Origin of the sequence: Pseudidiomarina woesei (genome assembly GCF_001418345.1) — a bacterium.
GTDB classification, from domain to species: Bacteria; Pseudomonadota; Gammaproteobacteria; order Enterobacterales; family Alteromonadaceae; genus Pseudidiomarina; species Pseudidiomarina woesei.
Map to the genome: position 1 here is coordinate 175,275 of NZ_LIPW01000003.1, position 24,276 is coordinate 199,550.

The 24,276-nt window shown below is 48.4% G+C and carries 25 protein-coding genes and 1 pseudogene; 12 read left to right on the plus strand and 14 right to left on the minus strand.

The features are described 5' to 3' along the window. Nucleotides 1-13 precede the first annotated feature (13 nt). The 4 genes from ASC40_RS06605 to ASC40_RS06620 all read right to left on the minus strand — a co-directional run bounded on the left by ASC40_RS06605 (nucleotide 14) and on the right by ASC40_RS06620 (nucleotide 3,927). On the minus strand, nucleotides 14-460 hold the full coding sequence (locus ASC40_RS06605; RefSeq protein ID WP_055439000.1) for a YaiI/YqxD family protein: 447 nt from the start codon (nucleotides 458-460) through the stop codon (nucleotides 14-16). Beyond that, nucleotides 457-1,671: a type II toxin-antitoxin system HipA family toxin gene (locus ASC40_RS06610; RefSeq protein ID WP_055439001.1), complete on the minus strand. Its 1,215-nt coding sequence runs from the start codon at nucleotides 1,669-1,671 to the stop codon at nucleotides 457-459. The genes ASC40_RS06605 and ASC40_RS06610 overlap by 4 nt, the downstream gene beginning before the upstream one ends. Further along, nucleotides 1,661-1,951: a helix-turn-helix domain-containing protein gene (locus tag ASC40_RS06615; RefSeq protein WP_055439002.1), complete on the minus strand. Its 291-nt coding sequence runs from the start codon at nucleotides 1,949-1,951 to the stop codon at nucleotides 1,661-1,663. Before ASC40_RS06615 ends, ASC40_RS06610 begins: the two co-directional genes overlap by 11 nt. A 116-nt stretch (nucleotides 1,952-2,067) precedes the next feature. Beyond that, a complete protein-coding gene (locus ASC40_RS06620) occupies nucleotides 2,068-3,927 on the minus strand; it encodes a DUF885 domain-containing protein (RefSeq protein WP_055439003.1) in 1,860 nt (619 codons plus the stop codon). Nucleotides 3,928-4,139: 212 nt separating this feature from the next. On the opposite strand from ASC40_RS06620, the gene ASC40_RS06625 reads away from it, so the two are divergent. The 4 genes from ASC40_RS06625 to ASC40_RS06640 all read left to right on the plus strand — a co-directional run bounded on the left by ASC40_RS06625 (nucleotide 4,140) and on the right by ASC40_RS06640 (nucleotide 7,617). Further along, nucleotides 4,140-4,559, plus strand: coding sequence for a secondary thiamine-phosphate synthase enzyme YjbQ (locus ASC40_RS06625; RefSeq protein ID WP_055439004.1), 420 nt, complete (start codon nucleotides 4,140-4,142; stop codon nucleotides 4,557-4,559). Between the two features lie 109 nt (nucleotides 4,560-4,668). Continuing rightward, on the plus strand, nucleotides 4,669-5,568 hold the full coding sequence (locus tag ASC40_RS06630) for a hypothetical protein (RefSeq protein ID WP_055439005.1): 900 nt from the start codon (nucleotides 4,669-4,671) through the stop codon (nucleotides 5,566-5,568). A gap of 36 nt (nucleotides 5,569-5,604) precedes the next feature. Next, nucleotides 5,605-6,771, plus strand: a complete 1,167-nt coding sequence (locus ASC40_RS06635; RefSeq protein ID WP_055439006.1) for an HNH endonuclease — start codon at nucleotides 5,605-5,607, stop codon at nucleotides 6,769-6,771. Nucleotides 6,772-6,888: 117 nt separating this feature from the next. Next, entirely contained in the window at nucleotides 6,889-7,617 is a 729-nt protein-coding gene (locus ASC40_RS06640) for a PmeII family type II restriction endonuclease (RefSeq protein ID WP_211256871.1), read from the plus strand. A gap of 33 nt (nucleotides 7,618-7,650) precedes the next feature. On the opposite strand, the gene dcm is transcribed toward ASC40_RS06640, so the two are convergent. The 4 genes and pseudogenes from dcm to ASC40_RS12090 form a co-directional block, all read right to left on the minus strand. Then, a complete protein-coding gene (gene dcm / locus ASC40_RS06645) occupies nucleotides 7,651-8,922 on the minus strand; it encodes a DNA (cytosine-5-)-methyltransferase (RefSeq protein ID WP_055439008.1) in 1,272 nt (423 codons plus the stop codon). A gap of 390 nt (nucleotides 8,923-9,312) precedes the next feature. Continuing rightward, complete coding sequence (locus ASC40_RS06650; protein WP_055439009.1) at nucleotides 9,313-11,094, minus strand: HEAT repeat domain-containing protein; 1,782 nt, start codon at nucleotides 11,092-11,094, stop codon at nucleotides 9,313-9,315. Nucleotides 11,095-11,147: 53 nt separating this feature from the next. Next, a pseudogene (locus tag ASC40_RS12010) lies at nucleotides 11,148-11,261 on the minus strand (DUF4172 domain-containing protein); the annotation flags it as partial. A gap of 42 nt (nucleotides 11,262-11,303) precedes the next feature. Then, complete coding sequence (locus ASC40_RS12090) at nucleotides 11,304-11,456, minus strand: type II toxin-antitoxin system RelE/ParE family toxin (RefSeq protein ID WP_141656123.1); 153 nt, start codon at nucleotides 11,454-11,456, stop codon at nucleotides 11,304-11,306. 517 nt (nucleotides 11,457-11,973) lie between these two features. Here ASC40_RS12090 and ASC40_RS06655 point away from each other — a divergent pair. Both ASC40_RS06655 and ASC40_RS06660 read left to right on the plus strand, forming a co-directional pair. Further along, nucleotides 11,974-12,297 carry a type II toxin-antitoxin system RelE/ParE family toxin gene (locus tag ASC40_RS06655; protein ID WP_055439010.1) on the plus strand — a complete coding sequence of 108 codons (324 nt, stop codon included), beginning with the start codon at nucleotides 11,974-11,976 and terminating at the stop codon, nucleotides 12,295-12,297. Next, the gene (locus ASC40_RS06660) at nucleotides 12,294-12,569 is read left to right on the plus strand and encodes a helix-turn-helix domain-containing protein (protein WP_055439011.1); all 276 of its coding nucleotides are present in this window, start codon (nucleotides 12,294-12,296) and stop codon (nucleotides 12,567-12,569) included. Before ASC40_RS06655 ends, ASC40_RS06660 begins: the two co-directional genes overlap by 4 nt. Here the strand turns inward: ASC40_RS06660 and ASC40_RS06665 are convergent. Further along, complete coding sequence (locus tag ASC40_RS06665) at nucleotides 12,566-13,147, minus strand: SOS response-associated peptidase (protein WP_055439012.1); 582 nt, start codon at nucleotides 13,145-13,147, stop codon at nucleotides 12,566-12,568. The two genes, ASC40_RS06660 and ASC40_RS06665, sit on opposite strands and share 4 nt — an antisense overlap. A 225-nt stretch (nucleotides 13,148-13,372) precedes the next feature. Between ASC40_RS06665 and ASC40_RS06670 the strand changes: the two genes are divergently transcribed. Beyond that, nucleotides 13,373-14,200 (plus strand): putative RNA methyltransferase, encoded by an 828-nt coding sequence (locus tag ASC40_RS06670; protein WP_055439013.1) that lies wholly within the window; start codon nucleotides 13,373-13,375, stop codon nucleotides 14,198-14,200. A gap of 147 nt (nucleotides 14,201-14,347) precedes the next feature. Next, nucleotides 14,348-14,569 (plus strand): hypothetical protein, encoded by a 222-nt coding sequence (locus ASC40_RS06675; RefSeq protein WP_141656118.1) that lies wholly within the window; start codon nucleotides 14,348-14,350, stop codon nucleotides 14,567-14,569. Between the two features lie 4 nt (nucleotides 14,570-14,573). Here ASC40_RS06675 and ASC40_RS06680 read toward each other — a convergent pair whose 3' ends face one another. Next, on the minus strand, nucleotides 14,574-15,437 hold the full coding sequence (locus tag ASC40_RS06680) for a YicC/YloC family endoribonuclease (protein ID WP_055439015.1): 864 nt from the start codon (nucleotides 15,435-15,437) through the stop codon (nucleotides 14,574-14,576). 116 nt (nucleotides 15,438-15,553) lie between these two features. Between ASC40_RS06680 and rph the strand changes: the two genes are divergently transcribed. Together rph and pyrE are read left to right on the plus strand one after the other, a co-directional pair. After that, a complete protein-coding gene (gene rph / locus ASC40_RS06685; RefSeq protein ID WP_055439016.1) occupies nucleotides 15,554-16,267 on the plus strand; it encodes a ribonuclease PH in 714 nt (237 codons plus the stop codon). Between the two features lie 117 nt (nucleotides 16,268-16,384). Continuing rightward, nucleotides 16,385-17,026 carry an orotate phosphoribosyltransferase gene (gene pyrE / locus ASC40_RS06690; RefSeq protein ID WP_055439017.1) on the plus strand — a complete coding sequence of 214 codons (642 nt, stop codon included), beginning with the start codon at nucleotides 16,385-16,387 and terminating at the stop codon, nucleotides 17,024-17,026. 96 nt (nucleotides 17,027-17,122) lie between these two features. On the opposite strand, the gene ASC40_RS06695 is transcribed toward pyrE, so the two are convergent. Beyond that, nucleotides 17,123-18,805: a type 1 glutamine amidotransferase family protein gene (locus tag ASC40_RS06695; RefSeq protein WP_055439018.1), complete on the minus strand. Its 1,683-nt coding sequence runs from the start codon at nucleotides 18,803-18,805 to the stop codon at nucleotides 17,123-17,125. Between the two features lie 123 nt (nucleotides 18,806-18,928). Here ASC40_RS06695 and ASC40_RS06700 point away from each other — a divergent pair, with 123 nt between their 5' ends. Then, on the plus strand, nucleotides 18,929-20,356 hold the full coding sequence (locus ASC40_RS06700) for a hypothetical protein (protein WP_055439019.1): 1,428 nt from the start codon (nucleotides 18,929-18,931) through the stop codon (nucleotides 20,354-20,356). 92 nt (nucleotides 20,357-20,448) lie between these two features. Here the strand turns inward: ASC40_RS06700 and ASC40_RS06705 are convergent, their stop codons facing one another. After that, nucleotides 20,449-20,913, minus strand: a complete 465-nt coding sequence (locus ASC40_RS06705; RefSeq protein WP_055439020.1) for a tRNA (cytidine(34)-2'-O)-methyltransferase — start codon at nucleotides 20,911-20,913, stop codon at nucleotides 20,449-20,451. 80 nt (nucleotides 20,914-20,993) lie between these two features. Here ASC40_RS06705 and fieF point away from each other — a divergent pair, with 80 nt between their 5' ends. After that, nucleotides 20,994-21,965 (plus strand): cation efflux pump FieF, encoded by a 972-nt coding sequence (fieF, locus tag ASC40_RS06710; protein WP_072243408.1) that lies wholly within the window; start codon nucleotides 20,994-20,996, stop codon nucleotides 21,963-21,965. Here fieF and ASC40_RS06715 read toward each other — a convergent pair. Both ASC40_RS06715 and ASC40_RS06720 read right to left on the minus strand, forming a co-directional pair. Next, entirely contained in the window at nucleotides 21,898-22,872 is a 975-nt protein-coding gene (locus tag ASC40_RS06715) for an alpha/beta hydrolase (RefSeq protein WP_055439021.1), read from the minus strand. The genes fieF and ASC40_RS06715 overlap by 68 nt on opposite strands. Beyond that, on the minus strand, nucleotides 22,873-24,264 hold the full coding sequence (locus ASC40_RS06720) for a sensor histidine kinase (protein WP_055439022.1): 1,392 nt from the start codon (nucleotides 24,262-24,264) through the stop codon (nucleotides 22,873-22,875). Between the last annotated feature and the right edge of the window lie 12 nt (nucleotides 24,265-24,276).

The following is a 24,276-nucleotide window of genomic DNA, read 5'->3' on the forward strand; positions in this document are numbered from 1 at the left end:
GCGCAATCAGGCTTTAGCGAACGCGCGCCAGCAGCTTGTCCAGCTCGTTGGCAAAGGCCATGCGATCACGCTGATGCAGCGGCGGTGGCCCGCCGGTGTGTTCGCCGCTACTGCGCATGGTGTCCATAAAATCACGCATGTTCAGACGGCTGCCAATGTTGGCGGTGGTGTACAGCTCACCACGCGGGCTAAGCGCCTGCCCGCCTTTTTTAATCACATCAGCCGCAAGCGGAATATCGGCGGTAATGACAATGTCGCCGGCCTCGCAGCTTTGCGCAATAAAATCATCTGCTACGTCAAATCCTGACGCAACTTGCTTGGTTTTTACCCACTTTGACGGCGGCACACGTAGTATTTGGTTCGCCACGAGTATCAGCTCAAGCTGCTTGCGCTCGGCCGCCCGGTACAAAATGTCTTTGATCACCGTCGGACACGCATCGGCGTCCACCCAAATTTTCATACTGGAATAATCCCTTTTAGGCGTTCAATGTCGCCATCTCCCACACCAAAGCGCGCCATATATTGTGGCCACTGCGCTACCAATTCTCGCACTTGGCTGACAATAGCTTTGGCTTTGAACTCTTGTAAACCAAAGCGGCTGGCTTGCGAAAGCACATTCTCAACCGAACCAAGTCGCCCTAGCTCACCAATACCCAACCCGTGAAGCTTAGACCTACTATTGGGCAATACGTCATAGGCCGGTGCCAAATGCCATGCCGGCTCGTGCCCCCCAGCCGCGATAGGTCGCAACCATGCATGATTACGCGCGTGATCATCGGTATTACCAATAAATACGTTGAACACCATTCGCACGAACAACTCGTGTGCATCGGCTGCCACCACGCTATGCAAGCGAAGCAATTCTGCAAGCCGCCCATAACTATAACCAGCCGTTAGGCTACGCTCACTTACCGCACCTTCAAGCAACAAGCTATTTGCACTTATAAAATGATGGCTAACACGTTGCTCGGCACGGTCGAAGCGCTTAACTAACAAGACATCTTCGCTACCACCAATGCCTTGTAATACCTCAGTTTCGGCTACACGCACGCCGTCTAACTCGGCCAACATACGCATGGTTGCATGTTCAACACGAGCTACATTGTACAAGTCATCAGGCTTGTTAAATTTAACCAAGTACTCTTCGTTATTGTGCGTTAGCAGCGTTTTGGGGCGCGCGCCCCCCATTGATGAGCCATATACAAAAGCTTGCTTTACTTCGTCAGAAACAGTTTCGGCGGCTAATATCGCGTTTTTGCCTTGTAATAATAGTTCGAGATCATTGATGGCATTGCGCGAATGCTTGGTTTTCGTTTTCTCGCGCGACAAGCTAAAAGTTAACGCGCCAACACCCATGGCAGCGCCAGCAATAAGATATTCAAGCTCGTTTTGGGGTTTGGTTTGGTGTAACTGTAAAATTAGTTTACGCCCCCAAGCATCGGCGCCAGCGTCAGCAAGCACGCCAAACAAGCCATTATTCACGTGACAATGCTGAATGGTGTCGGTTAGCGGCAGGTGTACGGGGTCTAATGCGAAGGCGTCTGCACGTTCTAAATAAGAACGCCCATATACAAAGCGGCCGTGTTTGGCTTGGCTGTCTAGCTCAAACCGCCCACAAATAACGGGCTGCTCGGCCAAGCCTTCAATAAACACATAAGCGCTAGAAGTCATTATCGAATGTCTCGCTGTCAGGCTGGCGTTTACGCTCGGGTAAATGCTTGGCAGCACGAAGCTTGTTGTCTGCTAGCGCAATAAAGTCATCTAATAGCCCCAATACAGCTAGCGCGTTAAACAAAGTTTCGGAGTTAACCGGCTGGCCTTGCTCAATGCGTGTCAGCGTGCGCTGGCTGCAACCAACACGCAATGCAAAGTCGCGCTGCGGCATGGTGAGTGCCCGCTGGCGTTTAATTAATTCGCCAAGTGTGGCATGAAAGTCGTCAACTGATTGCATGTATTCAGCCTTAGGTTGCACTATCGATTAAGAAACACACAAACAGAATAGCAAAATATGGCGAATTAGCAATTAAATCGCCATATTTTGCGTAGGTTAAGACTGACTGATTGGCGTTAGCCCTGTTTGTCAGAAATATAGTTGTCAACAAACTGCTCAAGCACGTTCAAAGGCACCGGCCCGTTGGCAAGAATCACGTCGTGAAATTCACGAATATCAAACTTGTCGCCAAGTGCGGTGCGCGCTTTTTCGCGTAGCTCAAGAATTTTCAGCATACCAATTTTGTACGCCGTGGCTTGGCCAGGCATGACAATGTGGCGCTCAACCATTTTGCGGGCATCGGCTTCAGCGTTTGGCGTGTTGCTTACGTAAAAATCGATACCCTCTTCGCGGGTCCATTTTTTCGCGTGAATACCGGTATCCACCACCAAACGTACCGCGCGCCATAGCTCCATGGCTAAACGGCCAAAGTCTGAGTATGGGTCTTTATAAAAGCCGTATTCTTTCGGAAGCATTTCGGTGTACAAACCCCAGCCTTCGCTGTACGCGGTGTAGCGGCCGAATTTACGGAACGACGGAATACCTTCAAGCTCTTGCTGAATAGCAATTTGCATATGGTGGCCAGGAATACCTTCGTGGTATGCCAAAGCTTCCATTTGGTAAGTTGGCATCGAGGCCATGTCGTACAAGTTAGCGTAGTAAACGCCCGGACGGGTGCCGTCCATAGAAGGCTGCTGATAGAACGCTTTACCGGCTGACTTTTCACGGAACGGCTCTACCGCTTTCACAATCATGTCGGCTTTCGGTTTAGTAATAAACAGCTCGTCTAAAAACTCGCGCATGGTGTCAATCAGCGCGGTGGCCTCGTCTAAATACTGCTGACGGCCTTCGGCGGTGTCTGGGTAAATAAAGTCTTGGTTGTTGCGCATGTGCACAAAGAACTCTTGCAACGTACCTTCAAACCCAACTTTTTCCATAATCACGCGCATTTCGTCGTGAATACGTGCCACTTCGCTTAAGCCAATTTCGTGAATTTCATCGGCGGTTAAGTCAGTGGTGGTGGTGCGTTGTAGCGCGTTGTTATAAAACGCTTCGCCTTCTGGGAACTTCCACGCGCCGTCTTTGGTGTCAGCTTGCTGCGCAAGTTCTTCTACCGCGCTAATTAAACCTTCGTAAGCAGGCTTCACTGACTGTATTAACGCTTGCTCTGCGGCGCTAACAAGTTGGTCATACTGCGCTTGCTCAATGTCTAGGTTGCCAATTTTCTTGGTGAAGTCTTCTAGCAATACGCTTGGCTCGCCGTCTTCAAACGGTGCGCCTTTAATAATGTTTTGGCTGTCGCTAATAACGTACGGGTACACAAACTTCGGCGCAATAATGCCTTTTTCAGCACGAATTTTGAGGTTTTCTTCAAGCTGCGCGAATAGCTCTGGCAGGCCGTTTAAGCGCGAAATATAGGCTTCTGCGTCGGTGGTATCGCTAATGCGGTGCTGGTTAATTAACAGCGAAACAACGCTTGAGTGCAAGCCAAACATTTGGTTAACCGGGTAGTTGTAATGGCGCCATTTATGGTCAGCAATTTGCTGCTCAAGCTCTTGCTTCATAAGTTGCCAGCTTAGGTAGGTTTGCTCATTGAGTTTGTTTTCATCAATGGCTTCAACTTTTTCTAGATTGGCTTTGGCAATGGCTAGCTCTTCTTCGGCTTTTGCGTCTGAAATGTCGTCCCACTTGTCTTGGTCTTGCTTAATGCCTAAGTACGACTGATACATAGGGCTGCGCATAACCGCTTCCATGAAGATGTCTTCAAACAGCTTATTGGCTTTTTCAGACTCGGCTTGGCGTTCTGCTTCAGTGACTTGTTGAGTGGCCGCTTGCTGTTGTGGTTGCTCGCTTGGGGCTGGGGCCTCTGAGCACGCGGCGGTGCCAAGCGCCAGCGCAACGGCTAGGGCTAAATGGGTTTTGGTGATGTTCGCCATGGGTGTTCTCCTTATTGTTGTATGGCGATAGATTAGCACTGTCTGCGCTTGGTGGTCTATTTGCTGCTACGCGGTTGGGGTGAATGGCGCATTTCGAGGGGTGTATGTGCGTGGGAGGTGTGAAAAATTTTTGTGTTCAGTTGCAGCAGAAAAGTTACAAATGAACGATAAACACTATAAGCTGAAGGCAATATGTAACATTAGGAGTCGGTATGCCGGTAAAACAAACCACCATAACCATTGCGCCCAAGCCGCGCGGATTTCATTTAATAACCGACGACATTGAGCGCGCGTTATTTGGGCTAGGCACGGTGGATGCCGGCATTTTGCATGTGTTTATTCAGCACACCTCGGCCTCACTCACCATTAACGAAAACGCCGACCCCACGGTGCGCCAAGACTTTGAAAGCCACTTCAACCACATGGTGCCAGAGAACGCGCCCTATTATCGGCATACCTTCGAGGGCCCTGACGACATGCCGGCTCATTTGAAGGCCAGTTTACTAGGCAGCTCGGTGACCATTCCGGTAACTAACGGGCGCCTGAACATGGGCGTTTGGCAAGGGGTGTACCTGGGCGAACACCGCGACCATGGCGGGGCGCGGCGGTTGGTGGTTAGTTTGAGTTTTTAGCTGAACAGGATTATTGTTGGATTAGCTTACAGATTAAACACTCCATCTTATTGGCGTAAAACATATAGGGAACATTAAGTTAGCGTTCTTTCGTGGGAAGGGTCTAGTCGTGACGAATCAGAAAACTTTAAGCTTCAGAAAGAGGATAGCACTTCGTCAAAAATTGGCTCGAGGCGAAAATAGAAAATTACTTGTTAATGAGTTAATTGGTGAAGGGTTGCACCCCATAGCTGCTGAGAATGAAGTCTTGTTTCAGCATGTGCGCCTTAAGAATCCTCTCGGTAATTTTCTTTTCCACTTGGTCGCCATTTATATATTGACTGTAAGTATCACCGCTTGTGCTTTTTTGTATTTTGGCGATATTAAAATGGTTTTACTGAGCTCAATAATTAGCAGTCTATTTGCATTGGCGTTTATGACTTCTTCCCCAAATAGCGACTCCGACTATTCGAGCATCGGCTTTGTCACCCTAAGGTGGTTGGCCTACGCAATTCTTCTGACGGCCTCTATTGCACTAATCCTAACTGAAGATTGGGACTTAGGTGCTCGCCCGAACGACAAACATATCATCATTTGGGGGATCCTGTATGCGGCGATGTTTATAGGACTGAAGTTAATCGGTGTAATTGTATTCATCCTGGTTCATATAAGCATTTTGTCGTTTTATCACAAACTTCGGTTAGCATTTATTCAGGAAGAGGCACAACGCCAACGCAACAATTACATGCTTCTACTAGCCTCTCAGCTGTCGTTAAAGCTAAAGTTGCCTTTCGAGAAATCTTTAGAACTAGGGAAAAAGGTTATGGATTCGTTAAATGGATATTCCCCACTTAAGGCTATTCAAGTTGACTTCGAAAACTATCCCCCGATAAGGGTTCATCTCGAGGATGAATCTTTAAGCTTAGGCGTATTGAACAATCAATCAGAATTGATTGAGGCGCTTACACCATTAACTGAAAAATCATGGAAATGGCGAATTAAGATACCTAGCACACCATATTTTTATTAGGCTATTCAATAATCAAGGACGAGGCGACAACGGCGTATGTCAACATTAGAGCAATACTGTCAGCAATTTAAAGACATTCGGCCGAACCGCGCAGGTGGCAACACTAGCCCCCATAAAATCTGCATGCTATTTGCGGTGATTGACCTCATTCAAGACGGACTAATTACCGATTCGCGCATTTATTTTAATGACACACTGAAGAACCGCTTTGCGCTTTATTTTGAGCAACTAAAAACCTCTCGCGACAAACTTAACGCTGCATTTCCGTTTTATTATTTGCGTTCATCAGCTTTTTGGCACCACTACATTAAACCTAGCGCGCAGACTCAGTACGACGCCATAAAAACGCCATCTGAAACATCTTTAGCCAATACCGTTGAATATGCTTTTATTGATGTTGAGCTGTTTGAATTTCTGCAAAACCCAACAACAGCCAACAAACTTAAAGCTGCCGTTGCTGAGAACCTCGATACACATGAGGCCGGATTTAAGATCTGGGCTAAAGCTATTGGCCACTCAGAAACAAAATTAGTCGAGTACGTGCTCGCTTTAAAAGAGAAAGTTGCTGATTTAATGATATTTGATGGTCTTGAACAGCCAAACATATTCGCTGTAAATGACTATTTTGATGTCGCGCGAATGATTAATAAATTACGCGGTATTAGCGATGCTACCAACGCAACTTACGGTGACCCTGCGACAGATTATGTCGCAACCTGCGTCAAAGCTTTAGAGTTGTACCGCGCATATTTAGACCAACTTAGCGATGTTGAAGCGCAACTAGACATTGACCATATTCAGCATGATGACAGCATAGCCGAAACGACCAAAGCGGTATTAGTACAAGCTCGCCGTGGCCAAGGTAAGTTCCGCGAGCGCTTGATTAAACAATGGGGAGGGTGTGCGGTAACCGGCTACAGCAATATTTCTCTGCTAATGGCGTCGCACATTAAACCGTGGTCAACGAGCGACAATGCCGAACGGCTAGACCCATATAACGGCTTATTATTAACACCCAACCTAGATAAAGCCTTTGATTTGCACTTTATTTCATTCAATGACAAAGGCGGTATTTTGATTTCTGATGCGCTTGGCGACTATTACGCACTTGGCATTCATAAAGATATGCAGGTGCCGCTGAGAGAGCAGCACCTGCCGTTTATTGAGCAGCATCGAGATGTTTATTTTGAGAAGTTGGGTTAGCAGTTGCGATTATAACAACTATGTGTTTTTAATAGTGCTTGGTTTTAATAGCTAAACGTATGTATTGCGGAATTTAATTGAAAGTGATTATGAAAATTTAACCTAGGGATGACCATAGTGATAAGTCATGAAAAAAAACAAGAAATTCTTGAAGCTTCCAAAGAATGGTTCCGTGAAAAAATCGCAAAAGGACATATACGAAATACATTGAAGCTAACGGATCCAAAGCACTTTAATATAAATCCATTTTTGGCTGCTTATTTAGCTAACTTTATTGAGGGTAATTCAAACCCCACCAGTATAGCCAGAGCTCTATTATTACCTCGCGTACTAGGTACATCTATTACGACATCATTTGGAAACCATATACAAGACTTCACGAATATTTTACTGGATGCCTTTGGTAGTACTACCGCCGGTATTGATATTGAATTTGAAGACCAAATTGACCATCAAAGAAAATATTGTCAGCTAAAATCGGGACCTAATACTATAAATAAAGATGACGTAGAAACAATAGCCGGTCACTTTCGCGGTGTGATCAATTTAGGCCGAACTAATAACCTGAGAATCCCTCACGATGATATGATTGTTGGTGTTGTCTACGGTGTACCTTCGGATTTGAGTAGCCACTATAAAAGAATCACAAGCCAATATCATCACCCAGTAATAATAGGACAAGAATTATGGCACCGAATCACTGGTGACCCGGGCTTCTATGATGATTTAATAGAAGCTATAGCATCAGTAGCTGTAGAATCTGACTTCAAACAAGAGTTTGAAGACGTTGTGAATCAACTGGCTCAATCTGAAGTCATTAAAGCACTCTCCGACACTAATACATGAAAGTGCTTTATATAACGACTTAATCAATACTAATCAGGCTGCTACAATTTCATTCTGGATATGATGTTGTTCACAAATCTCTAATAAATTTAAGGCAGTAACAACAGATTTTGCTACAGCTGTTGCTAAATTAACAGGAACTGCGTTCCCGATTTGTTTATATTGAGCTGATAAGGGACCAGAAAACTTCCAGTCGTCCGGAAAGGTTTGAATTCGTGCATATTCGCGAACAGTCAGTGGTCGAGTTTCATCGGGGTGACAACGTTCTGTTTGCTTTTGAGCGGGAGCACACGTCAATGTCAAACTTGGCTCGTCCCATGCCAGACGACGAGCCATTCCTGTCTTGCCGCCGCCAAGAAAATAGCTTTTTTGCATATACTCCCGCTGCAATTCATCTGGTAAATCACGCCAATAGCCTCCTGGGGGGATTAGATCAAGTACCCTTTTCTTTTTGTCTGGATATTTCTGCCCAGCTGAATCAGGTACATCTGATTCATAAAGCTCTCCAGCTTTCAAGGCATCTTTCAAAGTCAAAATACGTTTATAGGGCGACGGCCACTTAAACTCAAAATGTTTCGCCAAATCATTTCGAACACCAATCAAAAACAAGCGCTCCCGCTTCTGTGGTACACGGAAAAATATAGCTTTTAATACTCGAGGTTCGACTAATGTATAACCCAACTCATCAATTACATTTTTAATTGCTTCAAGCGTTTTCCCGCCTTCATGATTTAAAAGACCACGCACATTTTCCGCGATGAAAATTTTTGGTTTAATTTCCTTAATCGAACGAGCAAATTCGAAAAACAGCGTTCCTCGAGTATCTTCAAATCCCATTTTCTTTCCAGCGTAAGAAAATGCTTGGCAAGGAAAACCACCAGATACAACATCGGCTCCATGATATTTAGTAAAATCCACCTCACTAATATCAGAGTGGCAAACGTTCCACTTCGGACGATTAAAACGTAAGGTATCGCACGCGTGTTTATCAATTTCATTTAACAACAATGAGTTGAACCCAGCTCTTTCCATCCCTAGTGCGAGTCCTCCCGCGCCAGCGAATAATTCTACTAATGTATATTTTCTTCTGGGTTGAACTGCATGTTCTTGATCCCATGTGCTGCTAAATAACAACTTTGCTTGTTCAAACTCTTCTAGCTGCCCTCGATGATACATACGATAATTATTACCATCATTTCGAGTGGGTTTTAATGTGCCATTTTTATCCCATCTCCTCAGAGTTTCTTTAGAAACTCCTAGAATATCAGCAACCTGGGCAATACTGAAAAGTTCATTATTTTTCATTTTTGTTCCCTTTAAATGCTTGGCTACAAGACACATTACATCAAACATGTCGCAACAAATTTACAACTTGAAAGTACTGTATAAACACTTAAAACACTGTATATCCATACAGCTTAATTGTCAAACATTGGTCATGGTTATTAAACGGCTATTTTGCCACTAGGTCAACACCCTTCTGGGACTAAGCATCTAAAAAGAATTCAATAAAATCATCAGATCATTATCTATCGATCATTTTTTGAACACCTCGATAAGAGCTTATTATTGAGCTCTACTGACGTTGGCATCTAAGTGACGAAAGAATGGACGTGGTCGTACGATGGCAATCGCTAACGAGAAGGTTTACTTATATTCGAAGTCAAATCTCATCAGCCAATATGTAATTTATTGTTATCTGTAGCCACTCTCACACCCATCCGGTGTCCGCAGCCCAGTGGCCGGGTTAAAAATAACGGGCCCAGAATAGGTGTTAATCAATATTTCCTGGGGGTTAATTTTCCATGAGCTCATGGGCGCGCCAGGCAGGCGGTATATGGGTTCTATGGCGAAGCCTTTGGCTATTTCGGTGGTGCGGTACAGCACGCCGTTATTCATGCCTAAATGCGCCAGCCCGGTAGGAACATACGCAGTCGAGCCGTAGCTGTATATGTCTTCAATGTTTTCGTTCAAAATCAGCTCGGTGCTGCCGTCTTGGTACTGCGCCATCATTTCGCCGCCCCATTCGCCGCGGTTGGTGCCGGTTAGCCAGCTGTCGCCTACTTTGGCGGCTACATTGGGCTGTACGGTGCTTTCGGGTGATGCGCAGAATTGCGCTAAGTCTTGCGCTTCGCTGGTTGAATCTTCGGCGCACCACGGGTGTTTGTAACTAAATTGGTTTAGGCTCTTAAATTCGCGGTCGTAAATTTTTATCTGCTCGGGCTCTGCCATGATGGCAAATTGCTCGGCACTGCAATTGCGAGCGCGGTGTGAGTAGTAATGCTGAGCGTCTTTTTCTAATGGCGGTTGGTCTGCGCGCAGTCGTTGTGCGGTCACTGCGGCAAAGTCACGTACCAAGGTATACCAATGGCTGGTCGCAACATGTTCAATGTCGTCTATTGCTGGCTTGTGTTGCAACCAATGCAAGGCTTGCAAGGCGGCGTGCACCTGTAGCCAGTCTTGGTCGTTTTGCAGCATGGTTTGTAGCCGTGGCGTGGCTTTTTCATAACCAATAAAGCCGAGGGCTCTGGCTACGGCGGCGCGGGTGTTCCAGTCTTCTGCATTTAGGTAGTGCTCAAGTTCGGCGCCCACGTGCTTCGCGGTATGGCCAAGGTGGCCAATGTCACGCAGTATCCACTCGCGGTACAGGCCCTCGCCTTGGGCTAGTTTGGCCACTAACAAGTCCGCCGCATAGGGGCTTTTCAGTACTTTTAGCGAGGTGAGTACGTGCTCACTCAGCTCGGGGTTGGCTTTTACCATGCGTATTAACTCGGCTTCAACGGGCGCGCTTTCGGCGGTTATGTAGCCTACCCACCCTAATGCTAGCTTGCGCATGTCTGGGTGAATGGCGTTGTTTTTGGCCATGGCTAAAAGCTGAAGTGCGCTTTGTTGATCGGCAACGTCGCGTTCATACAGGTTTTCAAACACTTCATTAAAGCCGCCGTAACTTTCGGGGTTGCAGTTTTTCTTACAGGCTATAGCGTTAAGTAAGTGCGGTATGGCGGGCTGGCCAATGGCTGCTAGCGCAAACACAATTTGGTTGCCGCCGCGCTCAACACGTAACAGCTCGCTGACTAAAAATGCCGCGGCTTGGTCACCGCCCATGCGGCCTAGCAACCGGTATGTCCAGCCGCCACTGCCATCTAATTTTACGTGGTTCTGAATAACCTGGCGCACCAGCTCAAAGTCGCTTTGGCGTATGTCTTTAATGTCGGCAATAAGGGTATCGGCTAACTGGCGTTTGTTGCTGTTGGGGTGTGCAGAAAGCTTGGCTAAGGGCTCTAGAGCGTCGCGACCAAAGGCGCGCAACTGGGCTTTAACGGCTTCATCGGCTTCGCCGTTGCTATAACTAGGCACGTCTTTTTCGGGAATCAGCGCAATGCAGGCGTCAACGGTGGTGCAAGGGCTGGCTTGGTCGAGCGCGTGCGACAGCGGCGTGGCTAGGCCTAAAAAAATAGCAAACAGTGCTCGTTTCATGGGTTCCCTCTTTTTGATTTGTTCCAAGTACCAGTTGTGCTGGTGGCGGTATTATTAAACCACTTAACAAACTGCGCTAACTCGCTTTTTAGTGTTGCACGTGGTGGGGCTTCAAAGTGTATTTTGGGCTTGAGTATAGGCCCTGAAACAATTTGCATGGGTGCATTCTGGATATTGCCAAAGCCATTGTTGTACGTGCACTTTGGTCGCTATATAAGCGCTTCTATGGTTCTATTTGAATCTCTTTTACTTTGCCCTGGAGAGGCAATTCGCTTCTTGTAAAGTTTTCCCATATCTAAGTTGCCATCGTGCAACCCTTGAGATAACTCTGTAGCAGCTACAATCGACGCTAAATCGTCGATTTTGCCTTACACATAAAACGATCAAAATCGTCCGTTACATAAATTTTCATTTCGGATATCCCTTCCAAAACTATGGTGCATATTACTACACTTTTTTGTTTTCTAATCAATAAATGAGAATAGCCTACTTTTTATCCTCGAGTGCGCAATTAGCTGTATGTATTACGATTGAACTGCATCATGACTTACGTCGGTGAATTTAATGGTGGTACATTAGAGCTGGCCTAACCAACTGGAACGCCCCTGATGCACCAACCTTCTATTTTCGTCACTGGCGCGGCAACCGCGTGCATTGGGCAGTTGGCCTACAAACTAAGCTCATGGTCATTGCTAGCAAGCTTACGCCAGCCTGGCTGTTGCGACTAAGCAACAAGTGGATTGCCGGCTAAGTTATCAATCCTTATAGTCAATTATTACTATTTCCTACCCAAAACAAATGACATTTCGTACATGTTTATAAATTAGACAACCTTAACTATCAGGGTTATCATAAATGATAACAAGGAGGTTGTTTAATATGTCGTGGATGATCACGTTTTATCGCGGAGTGGACGAAGATTTATTAAGTATTCCGCCTAAAATTCAGGCGAGAATGATTAGGCTTTTAGAGTTGATGGAAACGCACGGTCCTAACTTAGGCCCGCCGCATACAAAATCCTTAGGAAATGGGTTATTCGAGTTACGAGTTAAGGCTCAAGAGGGTATTGCTCGAGGGGTGTTCTGCTACTTAAATGGGGAACGGATCTGCGTACTTAGCGTATTTGTAAAAAAGACACAGAAAGTACCGCAAAATGAAATTAAGATTGCTCGTAAAAGGCAAGCAGAGGTAAAAACATTATGAACTTAGAACAGCTAAAAAATCAGGCTCTTAAAAACCCAGAAGTCAAGGCCGAGTACGACAAGCTTGAAGATGAGTTCAACCTTATACATCAGCTGTTAAGCATGCGTGCCCAGGCAGGCCTTACACAGGAGCAGTTGGCCAAACGAATGCACACAAGTAAAAGCAATATCAGCAGGCTTGAGCGGGGTAATACTAACCCAAGTTGGGCTACGTTAGTGAAATATGCACAAGCATGCGGCTTTGAGCTTTCGTTGACGACACACAAAGCCTAAACAGAAATAACCAGCTCAATATCCGCCGGCGCTTGCAACAGTGGCGCCAGCGCTTCGGCTTCGCTATTTAGCCAAAATTCTACTTCGTTAGGGCGAATAAGCAGTGGCATGCGGTGATGGTATTGAGCACACTGCGCGGTAGGGGCGGTGGTAAGGGTAACAAGCTGTGCGTGATGCACAACGTGCGGAAAGTAAATGCCAGCCATGTAAAGTGGCTGATTATGCGCTTGCGCAAATAGGTATTTGGTTTTTCGGGGTTGCCCCTCTTCTTGCTGCCACTCATACCAACCACTGCACGGCACCACGCACCGAAACTCTTTAAACGCGCGCTTAAACGTGGGCTTGCTTGCCACAGTTTCGGCTTGGGCATTAATGATAATGCGCTTAGACCATTCCGGCTGAATACCCCATAGCGTGTTGAGTTGGTGCAAGCCATTGTGGTTTATGGGCGTGGTAATGGTAGCGACCATTTGCGTTGGCCGCAGATCGTGGTTGGTTGGCGTGTTGAAGTTAAAGCCCAACTGCTCGGTGACCAGTTGGCATAACGGGTCACTGACTACGTTAAGTCTTCCGCACATGGCATCCCCCCTAGAAAAATAGGACTATATTCCAGTTAATGCTTAGAAAACAGGATAATCGTCCAAGGTGTTTATGGCAAAGCGCGACTTACATAAAGTTTTTTCCGGCGACCCTGGTGTGGCTATTAGCTCATACTTAAAAATAATGGCGGTACTTGGCATGGAGGATAATGATGCAGTGAAATGGTATAGTTCGTGTATTCGAACTCACAATGATTTATCGAAATGCTAACTCTTAACTGCCCTATCTGTGCACAACCACTGCGGTGTGATAATTCCCATCGAACATGGTGCTGCGACGACGGCCACAGCTTTGATGTGGCGAAGCAAGGCTACGTTAATTTGTTGCCGGTGCAGAACAAACGTTCAAAAGACCCCGGCGACAGCAAAGCCATGGTGCAAGCTCGCGCCGAGTTTTTACGCGCCAAGTATTATCAACCATTGGCCGACAAAGTCGCTCAGGTGGTGCTAAACGGCAAGCCGCAAACCGTGCTAGACGCCGGGTGTGGTGAAGGCTATTACCTACGCGAACTTTTGGCTGAAGCCGATTTGCGCCAGCAGCCATTGCGCTGTGTTGGCTTAGATATTTCCAAGTGGGCGGTGCAGTTGGCGGCTAAACAAGATCCGCGAGTCACTTGGCTAGTTGCCTCAAACAGCCAAATTCCGTTACCAACAGACAGTGTGGACACGCTACTGTGTTTGTTTGGGTTTCCGGTATCTGCTGAATTTAACCGCGTTCTGAAGCCCGATGGCCGTTTAATTATGGTCGACCCAGCCAGTGAACACCTGCTAGAACTCAAGCAAATTATTTATCCGCAAGTACACACGAAGCCTGAGCAATTGCCAGTGCCGAGCGACACTTGGCAATTGACGGACAAACAGCGACTAACCTTTACACTAGAGCTCACCGAACGCGAGCATATACAACATTTACTCACCATGACACCGCACCTATACCGCGCCAGCAGCGAAGGCCGCGAGCGGGCTGCTGCGCTAGAGCACCTTACCGTAACTGCCGACATGTGGGTGCGAACTTTTGTGTCGGTGGAATAGCATTGCTGAAGGCTAAAAATTAACTAGAATGGATTTATCTTTGCTGGAGGCGGCGGCATTGCCCTGCTTATTATTGCAGTGAACTCTAGCTCAACGCTTATTCTGCACTATGTATTCGGCGGTTTAGGGGTGTTTATTGGCGCTAGCATGGGCCATTTTGCATTCAGGAAAAATCCACCGCGCAAAGTTTGGTTAACCGAACACATTGGCGCCATTCTTGGCTCTGGCATAGCCGCCTACACCGCATTTTTAGCCTTCGGCGCACGCCATTGGCTCAGCTTTTTGGGCGACTGGCAGTTGGCCGCCTGGATACTTCCCAGCATTGTCGGCACCGCAGGCATTATTTGGGCAACCCGCCGCTGGGGGTGACGGGTTATTCGATATTTTGGATCTGCTCGCGCATTTGCTCAATCAACACCTTCAGTTCCACCGCAGCAGCGGTGATGTCGGCGTTAATTGACTTTGAGCCCAGAGTGTTCGCTTCGCGGTTAAACTCTTGCATCATGAAGTCTAAGCGGCGGCCGCAGGCGCCACCTTTGCGCAGTATTTTGCGGGTTTCTATAACGTGGGCGTTTAAGCGGTCTAGCTCTTCGGCCACGTCCACTTTTTGCGCTAGCATCACCATTTCGGCTTCAAGGCGGGTTGGGTCCAGCTCTACGCGGGCCTCTTCAAAGCGCGCTAGCAGCTTGTCGCGTTGCCACTGCAGCACTTCTGGCATGCGGCCGCGCACAAAAGTAACTTGCGTAGAAATGCCTTCAAGGCGCTCTTCAATCATGCGCTCAAGGGCTTTGCCTTCGCTGCCACGGTTTTCAATAAACTCGCTCACGCAGGCTTCAAAAGCGCCGAGTACGTCGGCTTGAATCACATCCATGTCGTCTTCTTGCTGGGCCACTACACCTGGCCAACGCAACACGTCTAGCGGGTTCAACTGGGCACTTGAGCTTTGGTTGGCCACCCAATTGGCCGAAGAAATAACGCTGCGCGCTAACTCTTCGTTCAAACTCAAACCACCTTCGGCTTTTTGCTCAATGTGTAGGCGCAAGTTGCACTCTACTTTGCCGCGCTGCAGCTGCTTGCGTAAGCGATCTCGCAGGCTGTTTTCTAATGAACGAATTTGCTCTGGCAAGCGAAAATAGGTTTCTAAAAAACGTTGGTTTACCGAGCGCATTTCCCACGTGGCGGTGCCCCACTCGGCTTTGAGTTCGTGACGCGCGTAGCCGGTCATTGATTGAATCATTGCTATTCCTCAAGTTTGTCATGCGTGTAGTTTAGCACCTCTCGCAAAGCAACGGAATTTCACATCCATATCTGATATAATTGCCGCCAATATTTTGCGCAGCAGAGGAATTCAACATGCGTCCAAGTGGTCGTACAGCCCAACAAATTCGTCCGGTAACTATTACTCGGAATTTTACTCGTCATGCCGAAGGTTCGGTGTTAATTGAATTCGGCGACACCAAAGTATTGTGTACGGCTAGTGTTGATCGCAGTGTGCCGCGCTTTTTGAAAGGCAAGGGCCAAGGCTGGGTCACGGCGGAATATGGTATGTTGCCGCGCTCTACCCATTCGCGCATGGACCGTGAAGCAGCGCGCGGCAAGCAAGGTGGCCGCACGGTTGAAATTCAGCGTTTAATTGGTCGCTCGTTGCGCGCTTGTGTCGACATGGCGGCGCTAGGCGAAAATACCATTACCATTGACTGCGACGTGTTGCAGGCTGACGGTGGCACGCGTACAGCTTCAATTACCGGCGCTTGTGTGGCCTTGGTTGACGCCCTGAACTGGATGCGCAAAGAAGGTATTGTTAAAACCAATCCTTTGAAGGGCTTGGTGGCTGCGGTTTCTGTGGGCATGTACAAAGGCAACCCGGTAGCTGACTTAGACTACCCGGAAGACTCAAAGGCCGAAACCGACATGAATGTGGTGATGACCGAAGCTGGCAAATTCATTGAAGTTCAAGGCACCGCAGAAGGCGAACCGTTTTCAAGCGAAGACATGAACGCCATGTTGGACCTAGCCAAGCACGCCATTCGCGAGCTAATGGACTTACAAAAACAAGCCCTGGCGTAACCCGGCGTTTTACGCCGGGACGGCGCAGCCGGTGAATGTTGGGGCATGGTTTGAGGATTGGAAATGACGGCGCTTTGCGCCACCCGGCGTGGAACGCCGGGCTACGGGTGAGTTGAAATGAAACAATATCAAAAAGAATTTATTGAATTTGCCATTGAACGTGGCGTATTAAAATTTGGTGAGTTTACCTTGAAGTCGGGCCGCACTAGCCCGTATTTCTTTAACGCCGGCTTGTTTAATCAGGGCTCTGACTTGGCACGTTTAGGCCGCTTTTATGCGGCGGCGTTGCAAGACAGCGGCGTGAATTACGACGTGCTGTTTGGCCCGGCCTACAAGGGCATTCCTATTGCCACGGCGGCCGCCATTGCGTTGTATGACACCTACCAAAAAGACGTACCCTATTGTTTTAACCGCAAAGAGAAGAAAGACCACGGTGAAGGCGGTAACTTAGTGGGTTCGCCGCTGCAAGGCCGCGTGATGTTGGTTGATGACGTGATCACGGCGGGCACGGCTATTCGTGAGTCGATGGATATTGTGCAAGCCAACAATGCTAGCTTGGCTGGGGTGCTGATTGCGCTTGACCGCCAAGAAAAAGGCAAGGGCGAGCTGAGTGCTATTCAAGAGGTTGAGCGTGACTACGGCGCAACTGTTATTAGCATTGTGAAGCTAAATGATGTGATTGAGTATTTAAAAAACTCGCCCGATTTTGCGCAGTACTTAGATAAAGTGACTGCGTATCGGGCGCAGTACGGGGTGTAGCCCGGCGTTGTACGCCGGGACATGACGAAGTCATGATTATTGCTGATGGTATCGGAGATTTACGGCGCGTTGCGCCACCCGGCGTAGAACGCCGGGCTACCAGGTGTCGGGTTGCCAAGAAATGCCAATGCGAGCATTGGTGACCTGACATTCACCGCCGGCTTTCACCCGTTTGGTGGCTTCGTCGCCCACAACCATTAAGCGGAAGTCTTTTTGCAGCAGGTTAAAACTGTTGCGCTGCTGACATAACAAACGTAATGAGTCGACCATGCCACGGTTGTTTAAAAACTGCGTGGTTGGCTCTTCAAGTACCACTTCGTCGCCGCTTGCTAGCTTCATGTCTACCACGTTGTTGTCACTAAAACGTCCACTGGCGCCAGCCACTAAGTAATGGAAGGTTGCTGCCACGGCGTGCTCGGTTTGCTGTGCGCCAAGACCAAAGAACACGCCTCGTTCGCCAATAATTTCAAATGCCCCCGTTAACACATTCACGGCAAGCGCTGTGCGGGTGTCTACCCCCACGGCTAATGGCGTGTTGGTGGTTGCGGCAACGCGCAACAGGCGGCCATGGCGGCCAAGTTCAGAAAACTGACCATCTAGACTGGCTGGCGTGAACAACCCAACGCCGCCAAGTGGGTGGTATGTGGCGCTTTCAGAGTTCATGTTGCGCGGGCAGGTGGCGTCTTTTTCGCAACCAAACGGCGGCGCCTCTCCGGCAATCACTTCAGCGCGTAACGCTTCAGCACTGCTACCGCTGGCCACCATAGAGCGTGCGGTCATGGCATTCATGGCGTCGCTGGTGGCGCCGACAACTAATTTATTGGCACGCATTTTTAAATAAATGCTGGTCATTAGGTCGGTAGGTTGACTCATGGGGTCTAACAGGGCTTGGCGCACCAAATTGGCGTCGTTACCCACCATAAATACTGCGTCGGCCCAGTCAACAATGCGTGGGCCTTCTAGTTTGTCTTGGCAAAATGCCACTTGCTGTTTGTGCAGCTCTGGAAACACCCGAGCGCGCTTCCAAGTACCTAGCTCTTGCTCACGCAAGGCGTCTAACTCGGCACATTTGCCAGTACGTTGGGCGGCATTCACAGCGGCATCTATAGGTAGCCAGCGCACCTGTGCGCCTAAGCTTTCAAAGGCACTCATAAACGGCTGCGCAGCGGTTAATGGGTCACGTGCACCAACCGCAGCAATGGCAATACGAGGCATGTCATCGCCACTGCGAACCAAGTCGGCTTGCTGCAAAAATGCCTGCAAAATGTCGCGTTTGGCTTCTATTTTCGTCAATTTAATGCGTGCTTGATCGGTTTTGCCTTGCGGCGCTGGCATTTCTAAGTGATCAACAATTAAGTTCCATTCGCGCTCAGACAAACTGTCGTATAAGTGGCGCGTGGCACGACGGGTGAATTCTTCTTGAAAACTGCGCTCTGGCACTACGTCTGAGCGCATGCGTTCGTATAAAATTTCAATAGCCATTTTTACATCGTCACGAGCTTTGCGACGGTGAACCGGCCATAAATCGTCGTTGAGTAATGGCGTGACATAGCTGTCGGTTAAATTAATATAACGGTCGGTGCGCATTTGAGTACCGTCTAACCAGTCGGTATCGCTGCAGTGCGTCCATGCCATACTTGAACACAGCGCCATTTCGTCGCCCATTAAAAATAGCTGATAGTTTGGTTTGCTAGCAGGTGCTGCAGTTTGTGCAATGGCCGTATTCGCAACCACCCACAGGGCAGCACTGACAATAATTTTAGACAACGATTTGTTCATGATTCACTCCTACAACTTAAGCGCTCAACCTAACGGCAATAGGGGTTTGAGTCAATTTAAGTTTCACTTCAATTAGAGCTTTGACCTGATATACTGCAAAAGGTTTTATGTACTGAGGTTGCCATGTTACGTCATAAACTAGGTGTTACCCGTTTTAACTGGGTTTTGATTGGGCTGCTGCTTTTGGCAGTGCAACCGAATGTGAGCGCCAAACAAAGCACCCTAACCTTTCGTGCACCCGATCCTGGCCCTGTTGGCGACGCGGTTAAAGAAATTCTTGAAGAAGCGTATCAAGAACTCGGCATTTCAATGCAATATGTAGATATGCCTCGCAACCGTAGTTTGGTTGAAGCTAATAACGGCCGTATTTCTGGTGAACTTGGCCGTCTACCCGACCTTGAAGCGCGCTATAACAATTTGCAACGCGTACCCTTTGAGTTATTTGCATTTGAAACGGTTTTAGTGGCCGACCGCCGCGACTGCGGTTTATGCACACTAGACGACGTTGAAAACTTAGCCTTTGTTAGCGGTATGCAGACTATTCTGCAGGCTTTAGAAAACGCCAATTTTAAACGCCCATCGGTGCAAGCGATTGACATTAACCAACTTCATTTAATGTTCAGCAACCGCCGTGTGCAAGCGGTGTTAATGAACGACTTTGAAGCACGCCAGTTAGGTTATTACGATGAACCACATCTCATCATTACACCCATTCGGCAACAACTTGGTTACCATTATTTGCACCAAAAGCACGCACATTTAATTGAACCGCTGGCTGAAATATTGGAGGTCATGCATGATCGTGGGCGAGTTACCGACATTTATCGCGCTTATGGGGTTCGTTTTCAGCGCACCAACGCTTTTGAACAGCCGCCTTTCTTTAGTCAAATTTCTGCCACCGCTGGGTTATGGCGAACGCTGACCCATGTCGACGGCAGCGGGCGCTACTGGCAGTTAGTGAAGCGAATTTTTGAGCCGGTAACCGACAGCCTTACCCTAAATACCAATAGTTACCAACGTGCTGTGCTTGGCTTAAACGAACAGCGTTTTGATTTTTTAGTTGGAGGAGTAAAAAACCAAGCTTCTATTCAAGGCATTGAGTCGCTTACCCACTTAGACTATGACCGAGACCTGTACGCTTTCACCATGGATCAAGCTGCGATGGATGCCCTACTTGAGGGCGAGTTAAAGCTACCGGTATGTTACGTGGCAGGCTACGGCTATCATGCGTTGTTTAAAGGCGAAATGGTGTTTTACCAAGCCGACAGTAGCTTAGACTGTTTTGCGATGCTGGATATGGGCCGCATGGGCGCGGTGGTGAATTACCGAGAAAACATGCCCGACTGGATAGCCACCCCATATGTGCAGCACAAGTTGCGCGCGGCGGTGCCAGTGCATCTTATTTTTCACGACACCCCGCGCGGGCGTGAGCTACGTGACTGGTTTGACTACCGTATGCGCCAGCTAGTTAAAAGTGGCGAAATTCAAGAAGTTTTCACTGACACTATGTTAGAGCGTTCACACCTTATAAAAAACGTGCCGCAAGATTAGTCACCTATCGTTGCCAATACGCACGGCAAGAAAAAAGAAGTCAAAGCCATTACGGTACATGATTAAACGAATGGCCTTGATTGTATTGTTTACTATAACCCGCCAGCGAAATTGTGCTGCCGCCAAGCCTCGTAGCTAACCAACGCCACGGTGTTGGATAAATTTAATGAACGATTATTTGGCATCATGGGCACGCGCAAGCGCTCGGTGGGTTGTATTTGCGCCATGACCTCAGGCGCTAACCCGCTGGTTTCAGAGCCAAATAACAACACATCGTCAGCCTTAAATGGCGCCTCGGTGTAATTTCGCGTGCCTTTGGTGGTTATGGCATAAATAGTGCGCGCCCCCATGGCTTGCTTAAACGCATCAAAATTTGGATAACGCTCAACTCGGCTAAGATCATGGTAATCTAGCCCCGCGCGCCGTAATTTCTTTTCTTCTAAGTCAAACCCGAGTGGCTCAATAAGGTGCAGTGTGCAGCCATTGTTGGCACACAACCGAATAATATTGCCGGTATTAGCGGCCATAACTGGGTTGAACAAGGCAATATGAAACATTGCTTTAAATTCCTTAACCAATAAACTAGTGCTTGAACGTTAGGCGCTATTATCAACTATTCACGCAGGCAACACCAACCATGACGCAAGCAAAACAACGTGATTATGCTTTTTGGGTAAAACTAGCCACTCGTGCGTCGGTGTCGGTGGCGTTTATTCTTATTGCGGTGAAAACGGCGGCTTGGTTGCTCACAGATTCCGCCAGTATGCTGGCTTCGTTAACCGACTCTATGTTGGACAGCTTGGCCAGCCTGTTTACGTTTTTTGCGGTGCGTTACGCGGTACAACCCGCCGACAACGAACACCGTTTTGGCCACGGCAAAGCGGAAGCTATGGCGGCCATGGTGCAGTCAGCGTTAATTACCGGCTCGGCCTTGCTGCTTGCCGTACATAGTGTACAGCAGTGGATTCAGGGCACACCGGTGCAGCAAGCTGAAGTTGGTGTGTATGTGTCACTGTTTGCAATTGCGTTAACTTTGGCGCTAGTAGTACTGCAGCGTATTGCCGTTAAAAAAACGGGGTCGCAAGCCATTACTGCAGACGCCTTGCATTTTTCGTCTGACTTATTGCTCAATAGCGCTGTTATTGCCGCGCTTGTATTGAGCGCTTATGGCTGGTTGTGGGCCGACAGTGTATTTGCAATATTAATTGCCGTGTTTTTAGCGCAGGGTGCTATTCGCATTGGTTGGGAGGCGTTTCAGTCGCTGATGGACCGTGAACTGCCCGACGCTGAGAAGCAGCAAATTGTTGACACCATAAAAGCGGTGCCCGGGGTGCGTGGTTTACATGGCTTAAAAACCCGTTCAGCTGGGCCAACGCGTTTTGTGCAATGCCATATTGAACTGGATGACTTTCTGAATTTACGCCAAGCCCATGACATTGCCGACTCAGCAGAAAAACGCGTTGAGGCGTTATTTGAGCAAACCGAAGTGATTATTCACATGGACCCCCTTTCGGTGGTGCCCCAAGAACTTCACCAAGAAGTTACTCAGGCTGAAACCAGTGTAATAGAGCCTCAAGTGCCGGCTGACGATAACGGTCCGACTCAATAAAAAGCTCGTGGCGCGCGCCGTCTATTTGCTGAATGCGGCTTTGCGCGTTGCCCAGTTTGTTAAAAAACGCCAGTTGCCCCTGGTTGTCTACCACGGTATCTGCGCCTGACTGCAAAATTAACACCGGCACTGCAATTCTATCCGCCTGCTGGTGCGCTGCATTGATGGCTGAAAACGCCTGCGCTAACCAGTTAAATGTGGGTCCACCTAACTGCAGGTCTGGGTTACTCTCATAAGCATCACGAAACATTTGATAACGCGCTTCGCTGTGGGTGAGTTCGTTTTCGTCAAACGGTACGTATCGGTAGTCTTCCATACCAATGAAATACCACGGCTTGCGTGGGCTAAATAAACGGTTCAGCAAAGCACCACCCACCGCAATAGTGCGCGCCAGCCATTTGGGCGTAGTACCGGTTTGAATACCGAGCATAGGCGAAGACAGCACGGCTTTTTGAATGCTGTGCGGGTGTTGCGCAAGGTATAGTGCGGCAATGGCACCGCCCATTGAATGAGCCAACAAATACTGCGGCAATCCTGCGACATATTTTGTCGCATGCTGCACCACAGCTTCAAGGTCATCGACAAAGTCTTGAAACTGATCAATATGACCATGATGCGGATTATTACTCAAACGGTCTGAAAAACCTTGGCCTCTATGGTCTACCACCACCACGGCATAGTTTTCTTGGGCAAACTGCCACACCAGCTCTTGGTACTTGAGTGCAGCTTCAATGCGGCCGGGGCAGATAAACACCACGGCTTTTGGCTGTTTGGGTTGGTGCAAATACCAATGCAAAAGCACACCGTCGGGGCGTCTTAAATGGTGAATGGTCACTTGCTGTTGCCAAAATGGCTGCACTTGGCGAGTAAAAAACGTGATCCATTGCGGATGATCGTCGGCGTACATCTACGCGGGCTCCTGCTGCTCCTGCTCGGTTTCTTGAAGGTGCTGTATGGGTAGGTTTATCGACACTTCTAGGCCACCATCGGGGTGGTTGCGCGCCGTTACTGAGCCACCGAGCACATTCGCTGCCCTTAAGCTTAAAGCCATACCTAAGCCAACGCCAGCTTTATGATTGCGCGAGGGGTCACCGCGATAAAAGGGTTCAAATAATTGTTGCAGCTGCTCTTCGGGTACGCCATCGCCGTGGTCACGCACCAAAATGGTGCAGCGGTCGTTGTCATGTCGCACACAGCTAAGCTCAATAATGCCGTCGGTGTACTGTAAGGCATTACGCACTAAGTTTTCGATAACCAAACGCAGCAGCTCGTCGTCGGTTGCGGTAACCGGCCATTCGCCTTTTAACACCAACACTCGTTTGCCTTGCTGTTCATCGACGTACGTTAGGTCGGCCGCTAGCGTTTGCGCCAACTCGTACGTATTCACCGGTTCTGGGTGCAGCTTCACTAGGCCATTTTCAAGCCGCGACAACGACAAGATGCGTTCAATAATAGTGCCTAAACGGTCAACATCGCGGCTCATTTGCACCAGATGCGGGTTAGCATCAGCGTTGGCATCCGGGTCATCGTCTTGGCTGAGCATAAGCGCCACTTGCATGCGCGCCAGCGGTGAACGTAATTCATGAGAAACGTCACTCAATAAGCGGCGTTGGGCGTCGCGTGATACTTTCAAGTCATGGGCTGCGGTTTCTAGTGCGCGCGCCAACTCACCAAGTTCATCGTTACGTTTGGGTAAGCGTTTCAAATGTAGCTTATCAGCGCCTGCAGCAATTTCGCGAGTAGCGCCAATGAGTTTTTTCAATGGCCGCACTAGCCAAAAACCAAGCAGTACCGCAATAAGTAACGAGCCAAACAACAGTACCAATGTTTGGGCGTCTTCAGCTTGTTTGGCTGATATTTGCTGTTGTTCACGCTCTGCTTCGGTTAACGGTCGAATTAATAAAATGCGCTGCGCTTCAAAGCCAAACGGGCCAAGCAGCATGCCGTTGGGAAGCCGCAGCTGTTGCGGTTCGTGCGCATCTAACAAGCTGAGCAGTTCACGCCGGTGAGTATTGGCCAAGTTAGGCTCTAACTGCAGCCGCGTGGGCCCTTCTTCTGGGGTTACCGCGGCGGCCACCCGGTAGTTTCCGGCTAGAATGCGCCCAGGTGTTAACGAGCTAAAAATAGAAGGGTCGCTGAGTATAGGCGACAGGCTGTTGGAAATTTCTGCCGATAATGGCTCAGGTGTTTCAGGTTGTGAGTACCATATTGCTAACAAGAAACCGCTGCTGGCCACTGCAAATAACAGTGCCCAGAACAGCAGTAGTAACCGTAAGGTTAGCGAATGGTACCAACGCATACGCTCAGCGCC

Coding starts and splice junctions, on each gene's coding strand:
- ASC40_RS06605 (WP_055439000.1), bottom strand. CDS start 460: ATGAAAATTTGGGTGGACGCCGATGCGTGTCCGACGGTGATCAAAGAC.
- ASC40_RS06610 (WP_055439001.1), bottom strand. CDS start 1,671: ATGACTTCTAGCGCTTATGTGTTTATTGAAGGCTTGGCCGAGCAGCCC.
- ASC40_RS06615 (WP_055439002.1), bottom strand. CDS start 1,951: ATGCAATCAGTTGACGACTTTCATGCCACACTTGGCGAATTAATTAAA.
- ASC40_RS06620 (WP_055439003.1), bottom strand. CDS start 3,927: ATGGCGAACATCACCAAAACCCATTTAGCCCTAGCCGTTGCGCTGGCG.
- ASC40_RS06625 (WP_055439004.1), top strand. CDS start 4,140: ATGCCGGTAAAACAAACCACCATAACCATTGCGCCCAAGCCGCGCGGA.
- ASC40_RS06635 (WP_055439006.1), top strand. CDS start 5,605: ATGTCAACATTAGAGCAATACTGTCAGCAATTTAAAGACATTCGGCCG.
- dcm (WP_055439008.1), bottom strand. CDS start 8,922: ATGAAAAATAATGAACTTTTCAGTATTGCCCAGGTTGCTGATATTCTA.
- ASC40_RS06650 (WP_055439009.1), bottom strand. CDS start 11,094: ATGAAACGAGCACTGTTTGCTATTTTTTTAGGCCTAGCCACGCCGCTG.
- ASC40_RS06655 (WP_055439010.1), top strand. CDS start 11,974: ATGTCGTGGATGATCACGTTTTATCGCGGAGTGGACGAAGATTTATTA.
- ASC40_RS06660 (WP_055439011.1), top strand. CDS start 12,294: ATGAACTTAGAACAGCTAAAAAATCAGGCTCTTAAAAACCCAGAAGTC.
- ASC40_RS06665 (WP_055439012.1), bottom strand. CDS start 13,147: ATGTGCGGAAGACTTAACGTAGTCAGTGACCCGTTATGCCAACTGGTC.
- ASC40_RS06670 (WP_055439013.1), top strand. CDS start 13,373: ATGCTAACTCTTAACTGCCCTATCTGTGCACAACCACTGCGGTGTGAT.
- ASC40_RS06675 (WP_141656118.1), top strand. CDS start 14,348: ATGGGCCATTTTGCATTCAGGAAAAATCCACCGCGCAAAGTTTGGTTA.
- ASC40_RS06680 (WP_055439015.1), bottom strand. CDS start 15,437: ATGATTCAATCAATGACCGGCTACGCGCGTCACGAACTCAAAGCCGAG.
- rph (WP_055439016.1), top strand. CDS start 15,554: ATGCGTCCAAGTGGTCGTACAGCCCAACAAATTCGTCCGGTAACTATT.
- pyrE (WP_055439017.1), top strand. CDS start 16,385: ATGAAACAATATCAAAAAGAATTTATTGAATTTGCCATTGAACGTGGC.
- ASC40_RS06695 (WP_055439018.1), bottom strand. CDS start 18,805: ATGAACAAATCGTTGTCTAAAATTATTGTCAGTGCTGCCCTGTGGGTG.
- ASC40_RS06700 (WP_055439019.1), top strand. CDS start 18,929: ATGTTACGTCATAAACTAGGTGTTACCCGTTTTAACTGGGTTTTGATT.
- ASC40_RS06705 (WP_055439020.1), bottom strand. CDS start 20,913: ATGTTTCATATTGCCTTGTTCAACCCAGTTATGGCCGCTAATACCGGC.
- fieF (WP_072243408.1), top strand. CDS start 20,994: ATGACGCAAGCAAAACAACGTGATTATGCTTTTTGGGTAAAACTAGCC.
- ASC40_RS06715 (WP_055439021.1), bottom strand. CDS start 22,872: ATGTACGCCGACGATCATCCGCAATGGATCACGTTTTTTACTCGCCAA.
- ASC40_RS06720 (WP_055439022.1), bottom strand. CDS start 24,264: ATGCGTTGGTACCATTCGCTAACCTTACGGTTACTACTGCTGTTCTGG.